Genomic DNA, 19657 nt, shown 5'->3' with positions numbered 1-19657 from the left:
TTATTTTACAGCTTACTTAGTTAAATTATTAACTAAGTACTTTTGCCAGTAACTCTATTGGATGCTTAGGCTTAAATTTTTCATAACGTTTTACTTGGCTACGACATGAAAAGCCGGTTGATAAAAGTTGTTCAGGTTTATTTTTATCAACGATAGGTTTCCAACTCATTTCATAAAGTGCTTTGGAGTTTGCTTGGTTTTGTGCTTCATGACCATAAGTGCCGGCCATACCACAACACCCAGTACTTGTGGTGTTTAATGTTAAACCAAGCTGATCAAAAATATTTTTCCACACACTTGCGGCTTTTGGTAATGCAGTCGTTTCGGTACAGTGACTTAATAAGGTAAATTCAGTATTTATTTGTTTAGCTTCTAAAGCACTGAACGATTGTGTTTCTAACCATTCATGCGCAAGTTGCACATTAAAATCGCCACGGTTATTTTCTAAAATTGTATTATATTCATCGCGATAACACATCACTAACGACGCATCTAAACCAACTAGCGGTGCATTAATATCATTAAGCTGATTTAAAAACTCTGCAGCATTTTTTGCCGTTAGCTTAAATTCATGCAAAAAACCTTTCACGTGCTGAGGTTTGCCATTGGGTTTAAAGGGTAACAGCATTGGTTTTTTTCCAAGCTGAGTAATTAGTGTAATAAAACTCTCAACCAATTCTGCTTCGTAAAAGCTGGTGAATGGGTCTTGAACAATGAGTACATAATCATTTTGCTCATCGGTACTTAGTTTTTTAAGTAATTCTAAATTAAATTTTTGCGCTTTGTTTACACGTTTGTTGAGTGCAGGAATACTTAGCTGAGGGGTATCAACATAGCCTACCGTTTTTTTAATGAGGCCACTAACTAATGATGTTTTTACAATTGGATTAATAACCCTAGCAAATTTTGCCATTAACGGTGCACTGTTTTCTATATTACCCACTAAGTAATCTTTGAGTGGGCGGGCATAATAACTGTGATAATAATTTAAAAAACGGGCACGGAAAGTTGGCACATCTACTTTTATTGGGCAAGCCGTAGTACACGCTTTACACGCTAAACATTCATCCATTGAGGTTTTTACTTCATGTGAAAAATCGTAAACGCCTTGTTTTTTCTCTCTGCTATGAACAAAGCGCTCCCACCAAGTAATTACTTCACCTTTGTTAAGTTCTTTTTCTACCTCAAGTAAATTAACATCTTTTGACTCTTGAAGACGTAACCATTCACGCATTAGCCCTGCTCGACCTTTTGGCGAATTACGGCGATCGCCAGTTACTTTATACGACGGGCACATTGGAGAGTTTTCATCATAATTAAAACATAAGCCGTTACCATTACAGGTCATTGCATTGTTGAAACTGGTCTTAACATCAATAGATATTTGCTTGTCGAAGTAAGAGCGCTTTTGCCCATCAACGCTAACTAGTGAGTCTTCACTTTCAAGCGGGGTACATATTTTTCCGGGGTTGATTTTATTATTTGGATCAAACGCCGATTTTATTTTTCGTAATTGCGTAAATAAATGCTCACCAAAAAATTCAGGACCGTATTCACTTCTGTAACCTTTACCGTGCTCGCCCCACATCAAACCACCGTATTTTGCGGTGAGTTTTACTACTTCATCTGAAATAGTGCGCAGTAATTTTTCTTGTTCAGGGTCGCACATATCCAGTGCCGGCCTAACATGTAAAACGCCAGCATCAACATGACCAAACATACCGTACTGTAAATTATATCTATCAAGTAGCGCTCTAAATTCAACAATATAATCGGCTAAATTCTCTGGTGGAACGGCGGTGTCTTCTGCAAACGCGAGAGGTTTTTGGCTGCCTTTTACATTACCGAGTAAACCTACTGATTTTTTACGCATTGCATAAATTTTTAATATATCGCTTTTATCGCTGGTTAACTGATAGCCAATAACACCATTAGTTTGATTAGCTACACACTCATCTAATAATTTACATAATGTGTCTACTTTGTCTTTTATGTCTTCTGGTGATACGGCATTAAACTCAACCATGTTGAGTCCTTGCATATCTTTATTAGCAACGTCGGTTATTAAGTCCGATACTGAATGCCAAATAATATCTTCGCGGGCAAGATTTAATACTTTGCTGTCAACGGTTTCAACTGAAGTTGCGCGGGCATCAACTAAAAATGGTGAATGGCGAAGCGCAGAATCAAAACTGTCATATTTTATATTTATGAGGGTTTTAAATTCTGCGATAGGTGTTAGGTTTAATTTTGCTTCAGTAACTATGCCTAAAGAGCCTTCTGATCCGGTTATTAAGCGGCTCATATCAAAAGTTTGTAAGTCTTCACTTAGCACATGCTCTAGGTCATAACCGGTTAAAAATCTATTTAACCGTGGAAATTTGGCTAATATAGCGTCGCGTTCATTAAGTGATATGTCTAATACTGTTTTGTAGAGTTTGCCAATTAAGGATTCCTGATCGGCAATTATTTTTGCTTTTTCAATGTCTATTGGACTGGTAGACATTGCAGTGCCATCAACTAAATAGGTGGTTAGCCCTAAAACATGGTCGCTGGTTTTGCCATAAACTAAGGAGCCTTGCCCCGATGCATCAGTACTGATCATGCCGCCAATAGTGGCGCGGTTACTAGTAGATAAATCGGGTGAAAAGAAAAATCCATACGGTTTTAAAAAGTCGTTAAGTTGATCTTTTATCACACCGGTTTGAACTCGTACCCAACCTTCTTCAACATTTATCTCGAGGATTTCACGCATATAACGTGATAAATCAACCACAATACCGGGCGTTAAAGATTGACCATTTGTTCCTGTGCCGCCACCGCGAGGACCAAAAGTTAACGATAAAAAAGGGTCTTGCGATGCTATTTGCAGAGCAACTTGAATGTCTTTTTCGCTTTTAGGAAAAATAACACCTTGCGGAAGCTGCTGGTAAATACTGTTATCGGTTGATGCTGTGAGTCTGGTTGCATAACTTGCGTCTGTATCTCCAGTAAACCCTTGATTTTTTATAGTATTTAAATAATTTGCGACAAGCTCGGTCGCGGCATCTTGTTGTGTAATAGTTGCTATCATGGCGGCGCTTATTAATGCATTTGTGTAATTATATCATGGCGATGGCTAATAGAAATTGAAGATTTTACAGTTTGTAACACTCTTTTTATCGATATATGAGCAGCTGCAATTATAATCAAGTTAAACGCCTACTATGAGGTTTATATGAAAAAACTACTAATGCAGATCAGCGGAACACTGTTTATTTTACTCGGATTATTGTTTGCTGTGGTGCCAGGGCCATCGTTAATATTTTTTATTGCAGGCTTATTCTGCTTTTCTATGTATTACCCTAAAGCAAGAGGGTATTTAACTTGGTGTCAAAAAGCACTGACTCGTTCATGTGCCTATTTAGATAAAAAATTAGCAAAAAATTAATTTTTAGTCATAAAAAATGCCAGCAGTTGCTGGCATTTTTTAACGAGGTAACTTACTTAGCAAGTTTATCTGCTAAGTATAACCATGTTTCTAGTACTGTATCTGGGTTTAGCGAAACAGAGTCAATGCCCTGCTCTACTAACCATGCTGCAAAGTCTTCATGATCTGAAGGACCTTGACCACAAATACCTACATATTTACCTTTTTCTTTGGCTGTTTTAATAGCCATAGAAAGTAGCTTTTTGATTGCAGGGTCACGCTCATCAAATAGGTGAGCAATTAAACCTGAGTCGCGATCAAGACCAAGCGTTAACTGTGTTAAATCGTTAGAACCGATAGAGAAACCATCGAAGTATTCTAAAAATTCTTCAGCCATTAATGCATTTGACGGAAGCTCACACATCATGATTACTTTAAGACCATTTTCGCCACGTTTAAGGCCATGTTCTTCAAGTAATTCAATAACGCGTTTACCTTCTTCAAGGGTACGTACGAATGGGATCATGATTTCGATGTTGGTCATATCCATGCTGTTTCTTACGCGTTTTATAGCTTCACACTCAAGTGCAAAACAATCACGGAAGTCTTCAGAGATATAACGTGCAGCGCCACGGAAACCAATCATTGGGTTTTCTTCTTCTGGCTCGTATTGCTGGCCGCCCACTAAGTTAGCATATTCGTTTGATTTAAAATCAGACATACGAACAATTACACGCTCTGGTGCAAACGCACAACCTAAGGTAGAAATACCTTCAACTAGTTTACCGATGTAGAATTCAACAGGTGATTCGTAACCGGCAATCATGTCTGTGATTTCTGCTTTTAATGAATCTGTTTGTGCATCAAAATTTAATAACGCTTTAGGGTGAACGCCAATCATACGGTTGATGATAAACTCAACGCGCGCAAGGCCTACACCTGAATGTGGTAAACGTGCAAAATCGAATGCGCGATCTGGATTACCAACGTTCATCATTACTTTCATTGGAAGTTCAGGCATTTCGTCAACACGTGAAGTAAGTACTTCAAAGTCTAAAATACCTTCGTAGATGAAACCTGTATCGCCTTCGGCACATGATACAGTAACTTCTTGACCTGCTTTAATTAAGTCTGTTGCATTACCACAACCAACAACGGCTGGAATACCTAACTCACGTGCAATGATTGCAGCATGACATGTACGACCACCACGATTTGTAACAATCGCAGCCGCGCGTTTCATAATAGGTTCCCAATCAGGGTCTGTCATGTCGGTAACTAAAATGTCACCTACTTGTACTTGGTCCATCTCTTTGATTGAATCAAGTACACGTACAACACCACTACCAATTTTATGACCAATTGCACGGCCTTCAACAACAACATTGCTGCTGCCATTTAGTTGGAAGCGTTCCATTACGTTTGTGTCTTCGTTTGAACGAACAGTTTCTGGACGCGCTTGAACTATATATAGTTTGCCATCGTTACCATCTTTTGCCCATTCGATGTCCATTGGACGACCGTAATGCTTTTCAATGATTACAGCTTGTTTGGCAAGATCTTGCACTTCTTCATCTGTAATCGAAAATTTGTTTGAAAGTGCTGAGTCTACGTCAACAATTTCTACTTGTTTGCCATGAGCTTTGTCTTGAGAGTAAATCATTTGAATGGCTTTAGAGCCAATGTTACGACGTACTACAGCTGGCTTGTTTTTAAGTAGCGTTGGTTTATGAACATAAAACTCATCTGGGTTAACCGCACCCTGTACAACCATTTCACCCAAGCCATAGCTTGATGTGATAAACACTACATCTTCAAAGCCCGATTCAGTATCAATACTGAACATTACACCTGATGCTGATTTATCAGAGCGTACCATGCGTTGAATACCCGCTGATAACGCTACACCACGATGATCGTAGCCTTGGTGAACACGATAAGAAATAGCGCGGTCGTTAAATAACGAAGCGAATACGTGTTTAATAGCAGTCATTACAGAATCAATACCAACAACGTTTAAGAACGTTTCTTGTTGGCCTGCAAACGAGGCGTCTGGCATATCTTCAGCAGTAGCTGATGAACGAACAGCAAATGAAACATCTGCAGAAGCGTCACCATGAAGTTGGCTGTATGCATCGCGGATTGCTTTATCTAGACTAGGTTGGAATGGGGTATCGATAATCCACTGACGGATATCGGCGCCGACTTTGGCGAGTGTGTTTACATCATCAACATCAAGAGTATCTAAAATGTCGTGAATTTTTGCGTTGAGTCCTGATTGTTCTAAAAACTCGTTAAAAGCGTCTGAGGTAGTAGCAAAACCACCTGGGACTTGCACACCTGCGTTAGCTAAGTTTGAAATCATTTCACCAAGTGAGGCATTTTTACCACCAACTCGAGGAACATCTTGCATACCAAGCTCTTGATACCAGAGAACGTATTCTTGCACGGATCTTTCTCCAAAAAACAAATTGTAGTACTAACTGTGAGAGTTAAGAAAGAAAACCTTTTATAAAGGTCGCCCCCATTCTACACTGGCAAACGTCCTCACGTAAACCGTGATACACTTATTTTAAAATTAAATGTAATAAAAAAGAGGCTTTATGAGAACTGCGTTTTATATTTCAGATGGTACGGCAATCACATCTGAAGTGTTTGGTCATGCGACCTTGTCTTTATTTCCTGTCGAATTTAATCATAAAACAATTCCTTTTGTAGAAACCGAAGAAAAAGCGCATGAAATCAAAGCGCTTATTAACGCCACATCGTCTAAGCAAGGTGAGAAGCCTCTAGTGTTTTTTACTTTTGTGAATCATAAATTATCGGAAATTATTCGCTCTGCAGATGCTGTCTCGTATGACTTTTTAACAACCTATAGCGAAAAAATTGAAAGCGAATTAAACGTTGCCCCAGTACCTAAAGTACATAGAACCCATTCAATACACGAAAAAAGTTATGACTTTAGAATTGATGCAGTTAACTATGCTTTAATGAATGACGACGGCGGTAATATTAAAAACTTTGCTGAGGCTGATATTATTTTAGTTGGCGTTAGTCGAAGCGGTAAAACGCCAACAAGCCTCTATTTGGCCCTGCAATACGGTATTAAAGCGGCCAACTATCCGATCACAGAAGATGATTTAGAAAGCGAAGGGTTACCCAAGTGCTTAGTGCCTTATAAGCATAAACTGTTTGGTTTAACTATAGACCCTGAGAGACTGGCTGCGATCAGAGATAGACGAATGGCAAATTCAAAATATGCATCAATTAGACAGTGTCGTATTGAAGTGCGCGAAGTAGAAATGCTCTATAAGAAGCATAAAATTGCTCATTTAAATTCTACCCACCATTCGGTTGAAGAGATCTCAGCAAAAATCATTTCTGATACAGGTCTTGAGCGTCGTAAGTACTAACAAACTAACATGTGATTTAAGCATGTAATTACACACAGCACACAAAAAAGCCGCTAAATAATAGCGGCTTTTAACATATTAGGAAGGCGTATTACTTGCGAGCATCTTTTAAAAGGTCTGCAACTAAAAAGCCAAGCTCTAATACTTGATCGGCATTTAAGCGAGGGTCACATTGAGTTTTGTAACGCTGCGCTAAGTCATCATCTGATAGACCGTATGCACCACCGGTACATTCAGTAACATGTTGTCCGGTCATTTCTAAATGAACACCACCTGCGTATGAGCCTTCAGCTTTGTGAACAGCGAAGAACTGACTAATTTCGCGCATAATGTTATCAAAGCTGCGAGTTTTATAACCTGAGCTGGCTTTCTCTGTATTGCCATGCATTGGATCTGAGCTCCAAATTACCTTACGCCCTTCTTGCTGTACTTTGCGAACAAGCGCCGGTAGCTTCTCTGGTAATACATCTGCACCCATTCGTGTAATGAGCGTTAACCTGCCAGGAATGTTATCTGGGTTTAGTGCATCAATTAAACGGATAAGTTCGTCAGGATCCATACCTGGGCCAACTTTAACGCCTATTGGATTTTTAATGCCCTTAAAGAATTCAATATGAGCATGGTCTAACTGACGTGTACGCTCACCAATCCAAACAAAGTGCGCTGAACAATCGTACCAGTCGCCTGATAAATGGTCTCTACGGGTTAATGCTTCTTCGTAGCCTAGCAATAACGCTTCGTGTGATGTATATAAATCTGTTTCTTTTAAGCTTGGCGCTATAGTTGAATTAATACCACATACTTCCATGAACTCTAAAGCGTCTTGAATTTTATCTGCCAGCTGTTGGTATTTTGCTTTTTGTGGATTAGCAGCAACAAAGCCCATGTTCCAACGGTTAACCTGATGTAAGTCAGCAAGCCCACCTTGTGCAAAAGCACGTAGTAGGTTGAGTGTTGCCGCACTGTGATGATACGCGGTCATTAAACGCTGAGGGTCTGGAATACGTGCTTCTTCAGTAAACTCAAAGTTATTTACTATATCACCACGGTAAGATGGTAACGAAACACCGTCTATTGTTTCTAAGTCGGCTGAGCGTGGCTTAGCGTATTGACCTGCCATACGTGCAATTTTTACAACTGGGCATTTACCGCCATAGGTTAGTACTACAGCCATTTGTAAAATGGTCTTAAATGTATCGCGAATATTTGCAGCGTTAAAGTCACTAAATGATTCTGCGCAGTCACCACCTTGAAGTAAAAATGCGCGGCCTTCACACACATCTTCAAGTTGTTTAAACAAACTTCTAGTCTCTTCTGCAAACACTAAAGGCGGTGCGCTTTTAAGCTGGCCTTCAACAGATTTTAATATGTCTTGATCTGGGTACTGTGGCTGCTGCAGTATTGGCAGTTCTCTCCAACTATTTGGGTTCCACGATTGCATGTTCATTCCTCATTCCTATTACCTGATGTATTGAAATTAACGTATGCAGAGGGCTTTGTTCAAGGACTAAATCGACTATTTACCAATTATTTAGTTATTAGGTAAATTTAAATAGGATTATTATCTATGATTTAACTATTTTATTGATAATAAATATATAAATAAAGAACACTAATGCATTAAAAAACAATAGGATAAATAGTAAGAGTGGTATTTATTAAGCTTTGCTTGCAGCCACTTAGCTAAGCTGTATAAGATAATGTTAACACAAGGAACACATCATACTTAAATTAACTATATGTATTCTTAACTTTACAGTTAAAATTAAATATATCAGCCGTCAGCTATGTAGTTTCAAATATATATGCTAGCTGAGTAGTTCTGCTGGTTTATACCTACTCCTTCACACTGCATTTATATATAACTATTAGTAAGTTAGAAAATATTATTATTAAAATGATCATACCAACAGTAAAGAACACATCATACTTAATTTCATTTAATATTAATCTTAGCGATGCAGTAATATTTAAGAAATAACTACCAAAAGAAAAGGTTATTTGCGAAAATAGCTAAATAGTAAGATGTGTTCTTGGTGGTGTTATGGTTACGAAGGTACAAATTAGAAGTCAGTTTGATTTACTCAATGAGTTAACGCTTAGGCTAATTGAGGAGCTTAAAGAATATGGGTTTGCTAAAGCTGAATACTATCAACTGCCAGAAATAAGCAGTATAGATGAAAATATAATTCCCGAGTCGATTGCAGTATCTAAAATTACAGGGGAACTAGCACAAAAGGCTATTTTAAATTCTTTTTCTGATATGTATAAAAAGCCTGGTCTGAGTAGTCGCGTATTAAAGCGCCACCCTGGTTTATTAATATTACAAGATGCCAACAAACAAGCCATTATTGATCGGATTGCTCAAGTTAATAATGCAAAAGCGGCATTTAAAAATTGTATTTTGGCGATAGACAATAACGATGCTCGATTTGAAGCCGTACATAATGCTATGCCAAATTTAATTACGCTTGCCGCTTATCGTAAAATTCATAGCGAAAGCGAATCCCCTTTTTCAGTTCGTTTTACTTGGATGCATAAACACGCCACTAAAACACTCACAAAAAAGATGGCTCTTGAAATGCTCGAAAAGTCCGCTGGGTATAAAAACCCAAGAATGATTGATCAGCAAAAATGGCAATCATTGGTTGCTCAAGAACAAGTTCGTGTTGCCAGTCTAGGTGAAAAAGAAAAATTACGAATTAGGCGCCCTACCCGAGTTAGCCCACAAGTTAATGTTAGATACACGGCTCAAAATCGTTATCATGTTAGTGCGGCCTTACCTTTTATTCTTATAAACCCACAACCCGATGTTAAGTATGGCCAACTGCCGAGTTACGAAAAACCGTTATCACATCCACGAAAACGTGAGTATGACTTTCTGGTAGACCGTTTATATTTAGAACAAGTAACAAAGTAATTATGTTAAAAAGGCCACTTAATGTGGCCTTTAATATAACTACTGGTAAAAATTAATATAATTATTTTTCTACAATTTCTTCCAGCTTATCTTCATCAATTAATACTGCATTTTCAACAATGCGTTTACCACCTTGTATCTCTATCCGCTTGTTATGTTTATTTAATGCCAGTATCTCATCACAAAACTGATCAGATGGGTGCATTTCATAAGTGTAATCTACAATATTACCTGTTTTATCATCTTTTACATTAGTAATGCTGTACTCAGATATTGCTCCTTTTTCTATTAAATCTTTCATCGTGGTAGTCATATCACGGCGCAGTGCTTTTAATTTATTTTCGGTAATATCATCAGTTGAATAGATAGAGCCATATTTTTCCATAATAGACAGCAATCTAAAATGATATGTTTTTCCTGGGGCAGCATAGCGCCATAAATGATATAAACGTAGCATCATCCAACGCGATAATCCGCGCTTTAACTCTTGAGCACTATTAAAATAATAACCTTTATATTCAAGGTTATCGATCATGTTATGAACAAACGCATTTAAACACGCTACACATTTAACATTTCCGCCTTGGCCTTTTTTACCACTAAAGTGTAAAGACGATAAAAAGTTCATGTTCGACTCGTAGAACGAATCATCAATATCAGAGTTTTTAGTGTCAGTAGCAGAATATTTAAAAGAAAGTTTTGAACCTTGTAATGCTTCGAGCGATTCTTTAATTTGTGGGTAAGGCATAGATTGACCTACCGCTTTAAGTTCTTGTGCTAATTCGTTCATAGAAAACACAACGGCATATTGAATACCGGACTTAAAATTAATTTTTACTATTTTACCTTTTGAAGCAAGGCGAATAAGTGCACGCTCAACTTTTTCTTCTCTATCTGATGGCCAAACTAAGTATTCTACGTCTTCACCATCTTTACGAGTACTTACCACAGCCGGTGTTATTTTAATTTCACCATCGTATAAAATACCGTCTACTTTTTCAGATATCTTACGTGTAATAATGGTTTTTTTAGGGGCTTCTTCAAGTGGCAGCTTTTTATGTCCTGAGCGAACAAAGCGTCCCCACAGATCATAATGGTTAAATGTGTTAGAGTAAGCGCGTAACCCATGGGCTGCATTTTCTATCGAAATTCGCACATCTTTATTATCTGTAAATAGTGCTAAGCTTTCGTTATCAATTGCACTTTCCACCCCGTGAATTTGGCCCCTAAGTGTATCGGGCAAGTTATCTACCGAGATGTTGACCTTTCGGCTCATGGTTTTTATTTCCGTTTTTATTGTGACAGCTAATAACAACACATAAAGCCACAAAAGTTAAATGTTTAAGTTAGTATAAAAGCGATCTGACTTCAAATAAAATGCACAGATCAATATTTTACTAAGAAAAAGTAAAAAAATGAGATTTCAGATCAGGTTTTTACTAACTAGGCTTTAATAAACCGAATTTTTACTAACTGAAGAATAAATTTGTCCATTGCAAAGTGTTTTTTTTTAAATTTAGCACGACAAATGACAGCAAAAATGAGAGGCCTGTGGATAAGCTTAGTTCCAGTTAGCATAGATCTGATCTGTACTTACTACAGATCAGATCTATACTAATTAAACCGCTTATTATTCCTGATGGTGGGTGCATAACTTTATAATTTACTTAGTAAAAACATGATCTACAGCATCTATTTTGTGAGTAACTCAGTGCTTAACCTGTGCGTAACTAAGCTGCTAAATATTTGCTTAGTAAAAAGGTGATCTGCCAGTAGATAAGGATCTGATCTTAACCACGTACAATGCTGATCCAGTTTTTTTAACATTGTTTATATAAATCATAATGTTATATGTATATTTTAAGGCCTTAGCCTTTAATACCTTATATATTTAACCATACTTAAACTTCTTTATTTATACTAAGCAATATTAAAGGCGTAAAATTATTTTATATGTCATGTATTTAAAATGCATGTCGCCTTAAATAGTTGTTTACAGCTAATTGAATGGACATTATACTAAACGCCTAACTTTGAGGAATAAAGTATGTCTATCAATAATAATGCGCTAGATACCTACCGACTTTTGAAAGCAACCGCAGAAGTTGCTGAAAAATCACTAGAAGGACGTATTCAACATTACCGCGCCCATCTTAAATCTGAAGAAAAAGAATTAAGAACCTACACCCAAAAAGCCGCTGCTGATTTACTTGGTTGTAATAATCGTACCTTAAAAAGACGCCATGACAATGGTGATTTTGACGATTTAAACATAAAACGCGGTGCAAACGGTCATTACGCTTATACGTTGGTTAATATTTTTGCCATGGCCGATATAATGGATATAAAACCCGATCATCGTGCACCGACAGACAAACTCCAAGTTATTGTTATTAATTCACTAAAAGGTGGTTGTGGTAAAACAACGAGCATGGTTAATATTGCTGCAGCACTTGCAACTACTAACATCAAGCGTTACCGAATTGGTATTATCGATTTAGATCCGCAGGGGTCATCATCTAGCTTTTTCCCATCTTCTGAGCCCGATCCAATTACTGTTGGTGATTTAATGCGTGACTGCATTGATCTTGAAGAAGGTGAAACCTGGCCTGAATTTGTTTCAAACTCTTTTTTACCAACTCATATTCCTAATATTCGTGTTTTACCCTCAGGTATGGATGATTTTTATTTTGAACACGAAACTGCAACGTTGCTTAAAGACACCTCAAACTATGAGCAAACTCGCCATTACCATAAGCTGTTAGAGCGTGTTATCGAGCCAGTAAAAGATGAATTTGATATTTTACTAATTGATACAGCTCCTACTCTTAACTTTATGTTTTATAATGCATTAATGGCTTCTACAGCGATGCTTATACCGGTTCATCCTGAAGCGGTAGACTTTGATGCTAATAATAAATATTTAAAACGTTTAGGTGAGATTTATCATACCGTTGCAGCTCTTGGTCACGATGGTTGGGACTTTATGCAATTTTTGGTTACCAATTATGTAAAAGGTAATCACTCACAACGTGACATAGTTAAAGACGTAAGAAGCGCCTTTGGTCGCCAAGTCATGAGCTACCCTATTAATCACAGCTCAGCAATTACTGCGAGTTCATCCTCGTTTAATACTATTTTTGATCAAAAAGCGTCTGACAGTTTAGCGAGTAGAGAATCGTTAATGCGCGCACAAGAAAATATCAAAGATGTTGTTGACGAACTCGAAATGCTAATTCGTTCAAATTGGCAATCTACACAATCAAAATTAAATACGCCTAAGTAAGGATGTTGACTAAAAATGGCTAAAAAACGTAAAAATGACACCCGCTTAGATCCCTTTGCAACCGCTGTTGGCAGTAGCAGTTTAGACGCTCTTTTAGAGCAAGCTAATGCAGGCGATGTTATTCGTATGCCTGCGCCAAGCGATCCTAATCGCGAAATCACCTTGGTTTGTAAAGTGATTGCTCATAACGAGATTGAAAAATCGACTCAGGTTTATGGTAAAAATCGCCGTGTACAAGCGCTTTTAAACGAAAAGTCGGTATCCGATATACTTCCTGCAATTAAAGAAGATGGACGTAATCAGCACCCCGCCCTGCTTTGGGATCAAGGGGATATGAGTCTTGTTCTTGCAGGCTCAAGACGTCGCAAAGCCTGTATTTTGGCTGGTGCAGATTATCTTGTTTTGAGTTCAAGTGATTTTAATGAGCAAGATGCCAAAGTGTTAGCAGTTTCTTCGGATCAATACATTGCTCCAAGTCTTTGGGAGTTAGGTCAAGCGTATCAGCAAACTCGAAACGAACTCATTCAACAAGGCAAAAAAGGATCGTACCGCGAGATTGCCGTTATTGAAGGGGTATCGCATACCGCCATTGCGGATGCTATTAAAGCGTATGAGCAAATATCTGCCGATGTTATAGCTCTTTACCCAACAGCTAATCATGTTGGTAGAGAAGTCGCTAAAAAGCTGATTAACGCAAAGGAGCGAGACGAGGTTGCATTTAACGAGTTAGTTGTAGCACTTGCAAGCAATGATGAAGTTAATGCCTTAGAAGCCGACGACAAGCGCGCTATGCTTATCACTAAACTATTAACCGCAGAGCCTAAAACAGCATTAAAGCGTGAGGCTGTGCTTGAAAACGATTTTATTAGTGTGCAACGTAACCTTAAAAGTGGTGACGTTTCAATAAAAATTAATAATAAAGTGATGACAGACAAGCGCTTAGAACAACTGACTAAACTATTAAGTGCTTTTAATTAGTTAGTAATATCGTGATCTGTAAATGGGCTAGGTTAGTTAAATAGTGATCTAGCCCTATTAATTAGTTAGTAAAAATCTGATCTTCCGTGGTGATAAAAAGCAAAAAAGGCCCGATAAACTACTAAGGATCGTATTTTTACTAACTAAACTTGCTCTATTTGATTAAATTGCTACCTTGTTAGTAAAAACCTGATCTACTCCTAGCAAAACCTCCCTGTTAAGTTAATTTATTGTTTTTATTTTGTAATTTAAACGCCTTTTTTTAGTGAGCAAAATTAAACAATCCTTATAAACCAATTTTTTACTAACCAATCAGATCCAACCAGTTTATTTTAAAAATAATATTGCTTTAGCTCAGCGTTGATAAGGCATATACTGGAAAAATTGTTTTTAAATTTTAATACTTTGAGTGACATGTCTGCTAACTTATCAAAAAATGATTTAATGGCTATTTTTGAAGAAATTAAAAATGAGCAGGCTACCCAGTTTCCTCTTTCTGAGCGATTCATAAAAAAATTGTTTAAACCCGCGGTGTTAGCAAAAGGTAAGTCGTATTATAAAAACGGCCAAATAAGTTGGTTAGAACATAATGCTGATTTTTCTGTGGTTGATTCTACTGTGCAAGGCGATAAGGGCATTGCGTTTAACCAACGAATTGAGATCAATAAATTACCAACTGGCTATTCAGTCGACACTCACTGTACTTGTAATGTTAAAACTAAATGCCGCCATTTGGCTGCAATTTTGTTAAAACTTAAAATTGAACACTCAGGTGAATACGGCGAAGACTATTTTATTAATGACTGGTTTAGCGAACTTAGCTCGCTTAAAAACACCGATCAAGCTCATCCATCACAAGTGTTACTGTTTGTATTAGATATTGAAAACGATAAAGTATTTTTAACGCCTAAAATTGCCAACTACGATAAAAATAATAATTATGCATTAGGTCGCAATTTAACTGAGCAACAGCTTAATAGTTTTGTAACCCCTAGCGACCTGCTAGAAAGTGATTTTAGATTATATAGCTGGATCCGCTCGCAAAATGCGGTCGGTAATATTGAACTCAAAGGTCAATGGGGCTTTAACGCGCTGCAGCAATTACTAGCTACAGAACGATTATTTTTACAGCGTTCGCGAGTACCTATAAAAGCGCAACCTGGCTTACCCCTAAATTTTGTTTGGGAAAAACAAAAAGAAGTCACCCAGTTAAAAATTCACCTAGATCAAATTCCTAATTGGGCATTAATTAAAACTACACCGCCCATCTACTTAGACTTAGATAAATATAAGCTAGGCCGCATTCGCACGCCGCTCAGTGCGGACGAAATTGCTCATTTACAAACAATACCAGCACTTCACGATACAAACTTTGATCGCATTTATAAGCAGCTTGCTGATAATTTTGGTGCCGGTGTTATTCCCCATCCTACTAATGCACCAAGCATGCCTGTTAAGTCGTTGAGTAATGCCGTACTTAAAGTCAGCATGTCGGGCTCAGTAATGGCTATTTCGTTATCGTTTAAGTATAAAAATAAAAACTACTTAGCAGGTACAGCGCCTGAAAAACTAATAAACAGTGCATTTGAAAACACCGTTACCAACGAGCTGGTCAACTTAGGCTTTGATTTTTGTAAAGGGGGTTTACACAGCGAGTTTATTTTTAGTCAGGAATCAGCTATTCACTTACACTGGTTAGCGCATGAGGTGTTACCAAGCTTTAAGCAACGTGGTTGGCAAGTATCAATGAGCAAAATAAATATTGCCGATACTAAAAACCAAATTTCCTTGCATGTAAACAGAGCTGCTGGGCATCAAATGCATTGCAAAGTTGTGCTTAACGATACCAAAGTGGCCACTTTATTTAATGTAAATAATAAACTGTTTGAATCGTTAAATCGTCAAAGCGAATTGTTTTATTACTATCCTGTTGGCCGTCAATTTGGAGTTATAGATAAGGCTGCGTTTAATTTATTAATTGAGTTTAAATTGCGATTTGAGTTTATTAAAACGCGCGACGAATTTAATATTCCACTTTCATACTTACCTGAATTAGTTAAGCACATAGCCATAAATGTTGAGCTACATGATCCGTCATTAGAGCGCTACCTTGATGAGCTAAGCAATGACGCGCTGTTATCGCCCAATATCGCCATTCATGGCTTACACGATTCTGTGGTGCTTAGAGAATACCAGCAAGAAGGCGTAGCTTGGCTTAACTTTTTAAAGCGTAATCAGCTAGGTGGTATTTTAGCGGACGATATGGGCTTGGGTAAAACTTTGCAGGTGATTGCTTATTTAGCCAGTTCTTATAATACTCCGCAGGCTGGCCCTACGCTTATTGTTTGCCCAACAAGCTTAGTGAGTAATTGGCAAAACGAAATTAACAAGTTTGCTAAAAACTTAAAAGTCACCACTATTTTTGGTGCACACCGTAATGATGCGTTGAAACACTTGGCACAAGCACAGTGTATATTAACCACCTATCCGTTATTAAAACGTGACATTGCTTATTATTCGCCACTGTATTTTGAAAACATTATTCTTGATGAAGCGCAGTATATTAAAAATGATACGGCACAGGTATCGCGGTTAGTTAAACGTTTGAATGCCGATTTTAAGCTTTGCTTAAGCGGTACCCCAATTGAGAACAATTTATTTGAATTAAAGTCGTTACTCGATTTTGCTATGCCTTCGCTATTAGGTTCCCAGGCGCACTTTAAGCAGCACTTTCAAGGTCCTATTGAGCGCGAAAGTAACATTGAGCGTGCAGAGCAGTTAAAAGCGTTAATTATGCCGTTTATTTTGCGCCGGACTAAAGCCCAAGTGGCTCAAGAACTGCCGCAAAAAACGGAGCTTGTTAAAGAGTTTGAGTTTGAGCCTAAACAAAAAGACATGTACCAAGGCATAACACATGCGCTTGAAGAAAAACTCATTGATTTATTTGCCGAGCAAGGCGTGCAAAAAAGTAAACTCGCCTTTCTAGAGGCACTATTAAAACTTCGCCAAATTTGTTGTCATCCTAAACTTATTGAGCCAGAAACCGACGCTGCTAGTGCTAAGTTAGAATGGTTATCAAGCCATTTACCTTTAATGCTCAGCCTTGGCCGTAAGGTGATTATATTCAGCCAGTTTACCTCTGCTCTTGATTTAATTGCCGAGCGTTTGAATACACTTAACATTAAATTTAGCATGTTAACTGGGCAAACGCGCCATCGCGATAAAGTGATAGACGAATTCACCAGTGGCACTACTTCGGTATTTTTAATTAGCTTAAAAGCAGGTGGCACAGGGCTTAATTTAACCCAAGCCGATACCGTTATTCATTTTGATCCTTGGTGGAATCCAGCTGTTGAAAAGCAAGCGACCGATCGTGCTTATCGTATTGGCCAAACTAATCCGGTATTTGTGTATAAATTGATTATGGCTAACTCTATTGAACAAAAGGTGTTTCAAATGCAGCAAGATAAACAAGCGCTTGTAGATGCATTATTTACTGAAAAATCAATGAGTTTTACCCAGTTTGATGAACAACAAATGTTGTCTTTAATTAAAAGTTAAAAATTAACAATAATTTTTTGAACTTATTTGAATTGTGGGCGTCTATTAATACAGCTTGGTTAAATTGCAGTTTCTCCAAGTTTTCATGTTGATATCCCATATAGTAGTTACTAGACATAGTAATGATTAAGCCAGCCAGTTCAGCGCTGGCTTTTTTTTTGCCTGAATATTTTAAACTATTTTATTTAAAATATTTTTGAACTAATCAATAATAACTGGGTCTATTAATATGCTTGTAGTTGATATGTTGTTATACAAGTTTCATGTTGATTTCCCTGTTTGATTACTAATTTAGTAGTATTGAGCCAGCTTTATTAGCTGGCTTTTTTTATGCTCTAAATTCAAATTTTTTAAAAATTATTTTGAACTAATTTAATCAGGACGCGTCTACTATTATGCTTGTAGTGATGTGTTGTTATACAAGTTTCATGTTGATTTCCCTGTTTGATTACTGATTAAGTAATATTGAGCCAGCTTTAATAGCTGGCTTTTTTTATGCGCTTAATTTAGTGCGTTACCCCTACTGCTAAAGAGCGTTATTCGTTATGATGGCATGTCACTAAATTTTAAAAGTTTATTTTATGTTTACTTCGTTTTTATCCCATTTAGATTGGTTAAGTGTAAGTGCTGGCGCTATAACAGGCATGGCTATTTGTGGTGTTGTATCAATGCAATTAAGCAAAAAAATAAAGCGCCAAGTAAATGAGCAACAACAACAGTTAATGTTATTACAAAGCCAGCATGAGCAAACACAAAGCCAATATGCCGCGTTGGTTGAAGAGCACGATTTATTAGGACTTACACATCAAGAGCAGCGGGATCAGTCTCAGCATTTTAAAACCCGTTTAACTGAGCAAGAAAAGCAAAGCCAACTTTATAATCAATATTGGCGTAAAGCCGAAGCCGAGCTAACCGCCCTGCGCGAGCAATACAATCTGCGCGATGTAGAGCTTAATAATATACGCACTACCCTTGAGCAAAAGCAGCAACATTTTAGTGAACAACTCGCCCATATAGAGCAAAGTAAAGAAACGCTTAAAAAAGAATTTGAAAATTTAGCTAACCAAATATTAGAAGAAAAGTCGCAAAAATTTAAAACCCTCAATCAAGAAAGCATAGAGCAGTTACTTAAGCCGGTTCAAGGTGAGCTAAAAGGCTTTAGAGATAAAATGGAGTCTATTCACGTTGAAGACTTACAACAACGTGCTGCGCTTAAAACCGAGCTATTGCATTTACAAGCTAAAAGCCAAGCCATCACCGAGCAGGCCGATAAGCTCAGTAATGCGCTGCAAGGGCAAAAGAAAACCCAAGGTAATTGGGGCGAACTCATGCTCGAAAACGTGCTTGATAGCGCAGGCCTGCGCGCTGGCACCGATTACAAGCGAGAAGTGTCGTTTAATACCGAAGACGGCCGTTTGCGCCCTGATGTAGTGGTGTATTTACCCCAAGGTCGCCACTTAGTGATTGATGCAAAAACATCGTTAAATGCCTACACCCGTTATGTAAATGCCGAAACAGAGCTTGAGTCTCAACAAGCGATTAAAGAGCATGTAAATGCCGTAACTGCCCGTATAAATGAGCTGGCCAGTAAATCGTATGACCGCCTACCAGGGATAAACTCGCCTGAGGTTGTTATTATGTTTGTACCCATAGAATCCGCCTTTGTAGAAGCACTTAAATACCAAAGCGATATTTACCAGCAAGCAATAGAAAAAAACATTTTGGTTGCTACCCCTACTACCCTGCTAACCAGTTTAAATATTGTTAAGCAGTTATGGCGCTTTGAAGAGCAAACTAAATATTCAAAAGAGCTGGCTAGTCGTGCTGAGCGTTTTTACAGTAAGCTCAACGGCTTTTTAACCAGTATGGAAGGCGTGGGTAAACAGCTTGATAAAGCCAAAGAAACTTACGATAAAGCATTTTCTCAGTTATACCGTGGTAAAGGTAACTTAATTAAACAAGCCTCAGAATTTAAAGAGCTGGGTGTATCGGTGCAAAAAGAATTACCTCAAGAAAGCGTTGAACGCGCTCACTTAGAGCTTGATGAATAAACACCACATATAATATTTGCGCACTGAAGTTGTGCGTTT

11 protein-coding genes are annotated in these 19657 nt (G+C 37.8%); 7 read left to right on the top strand and 4 right to left on the bottom strand.

The window, feature by feature from the left end; translation table 11 throughout:
* Positions 1-28: 28 nt before the first annotated feature.
* Positions 29-3073 carry an FAD-binding and (Fe-S)-binding domain-containing protein gene (locus ACNSN3_RS17705; protein WP_418609219.1) on the bottom strand — a complete coding sequence of 1015 codons (3045 nt, stop codon included), beginning with the start codon at positions 3071-3073 and terminating at the stop codon, positions 29-31.
* 144 nt (positions 3074-3217) lie between these two features.
* Between ACNSN3_RS17705 and ACNSN3_RS17700 the strand changes: the two genes are divergently transcribed.
* Positions 3218-3430 (top strand): PGPGW domain-containing protein, encoded by a 213-nt coding sequence (locus tag ACNSN3_RS17700; RefSeq protein ID WP_008108725.1) that lies wholly within the window; start codon positions 3218-3220, stop codon positions 3428-3430.
* A gap of 52 nt (positions 3431-3482) precedes the next feature.
* Here the strand turns inward: ACNSN3_RS17700 and ppsA are convergent, their stop codons facing one another.
* Entirely contained in the window at positions 3483-5858 is a 2376-nt protein-coding gene (ppsA, locus tag ACNSN3_RS17695; protein ID WP_418609216.1) for a phosphoenolpyruvate synthase, read from the bottom strand.
* A 154-nt stretch (positions 5859-6012) separates the two neighbouring features.
* Between ppsA and ACNSN3_RS17690 the strand changes: the two genes are divergently transcribed.
* Positions 6013-6822 (top strand): pyruvate, water dikinase regulatory protein, encoded by an 810-nt coding sequence (locus ACNSN3_RS17690; protein WP_008108730.1) that lies wholly within the window; start codon positions 6013-6015, stop codon positions 6820-6822.
* A gap of 91 nt (positions 6823-6913) precedes the next feature.
* Here the strand turns inward: ACNSN3_RS17690 and ACNSN3_RS17685 are convergent, their stop codons facing one another.
* Positions 6914-8263 (bottom strand): class II 3-deoxy-7-phosphoheptulonate synthase, encoded by a 1350-nt coding sequence (locus ACNSN3_RS17685; RefSeq protein WP_171039112.1) that lies wholly within the window; start codon positions 8261-8263, stop codon positions 6914-6916.
* A gap of 603 nt (positions 8264-8866) precedes the next feature.
* Between ACNSN3_RS17685 and ACNSN3_RS17680 the strand changes: the two genes are divergently transcribed.
* Positions 8867-9742, top strand: coding sequence for a DNA replication terminus site-binding protein (locus ACNSN3_RS17680; RefSeq protein WP_418609214.1), 876 nt, complete (start codon positions 8867-8869; stop codon positions 9740-9742).
* 61 nt (positions 9743-9803) lie between these two features.
* Here the strand turns inward: ACNSN3_RS17680 and ACNSN3_RS17675 are convergent, their stop codons facing one another.
* Complete coding sequence (locus tag ACNSN3_RS17675) at positions 9804-11018, bottom strand: hypothetical protein (RefSeq protein ID WP_013463357.1); 1215 nt, start codon at positions 11016-11018, stop codon at positions 9804-9806.
* Between the two features lie 771 nt (positions 11019-11789).
* Here ACNSN3_RS17675 and ACNSN3_RS17670 point away from each other — a divergent pair.
* The 4 genes from ACNSN3_RS17670 (at position 11790) to rmuC (ending at position 19618) form a co-directional block, all read left to right on the top strand.
* Complete coding sequence (locus ACNSN3_RS17670; protein WP_010388797.1) at positions 11790-13028, top strand: AAA family ATPase; 1239 nt, start codon at positions 11790-11792, stop codon at positions 13026-13028.
* A gap of 15 nt (positions 13029-13043) precedes the next feature.
* Positions 13044-14006, top strand: coding sequence for a transcriptional regulator (locus ACNSN3_RS17665; protein ID WP_010388796.1), 963 nt, complete (start codon positions 13044-13046; stop codon positions 14004-14006).
* 414 nt (positions 14007-14420) lie between these two features.
* Positions 14421-17567, top strand: coding sequence for a DEAD/DEAH box helicase (locus tag ACNSN3_RS17660; RefSeq protein ID WP_418609212.1), 3147 nt, complete (start codon positions 14421-14423; stop codon positions 17565-17567).
* A gap of 581 nt (positions 17568-18148) precedes the next feature.
* Positions 18149-19618, top strand: a complete 1470-nt coding sequence (gene rmuC, locus ACNSN3_RS17655) for a DNA recombination protein RmuC (protein ID WP_418609211.1) — start codon at positions 18149-18151, stop codon at positions 19616-19618.
* Positions 19619-19657: the final 39 nt, after the last annotated feature.

The organism is Pseudoalteromonas sp. US3C1004, assembly GCF_048401065.1.
Taxonomy (GTDB): Bacteria; Pseudomonadota; Gammaproteobacteria; order Enterobacterales; family Alteromonadaceae; genus Pseudoalteromonas; species Pseudoalteromonas undina.
The sequence above is the reverse complement of the archived record's forward strand: the minus strand, read 5'-3'. Positions and strand labels throughout refer to the sequence as shown.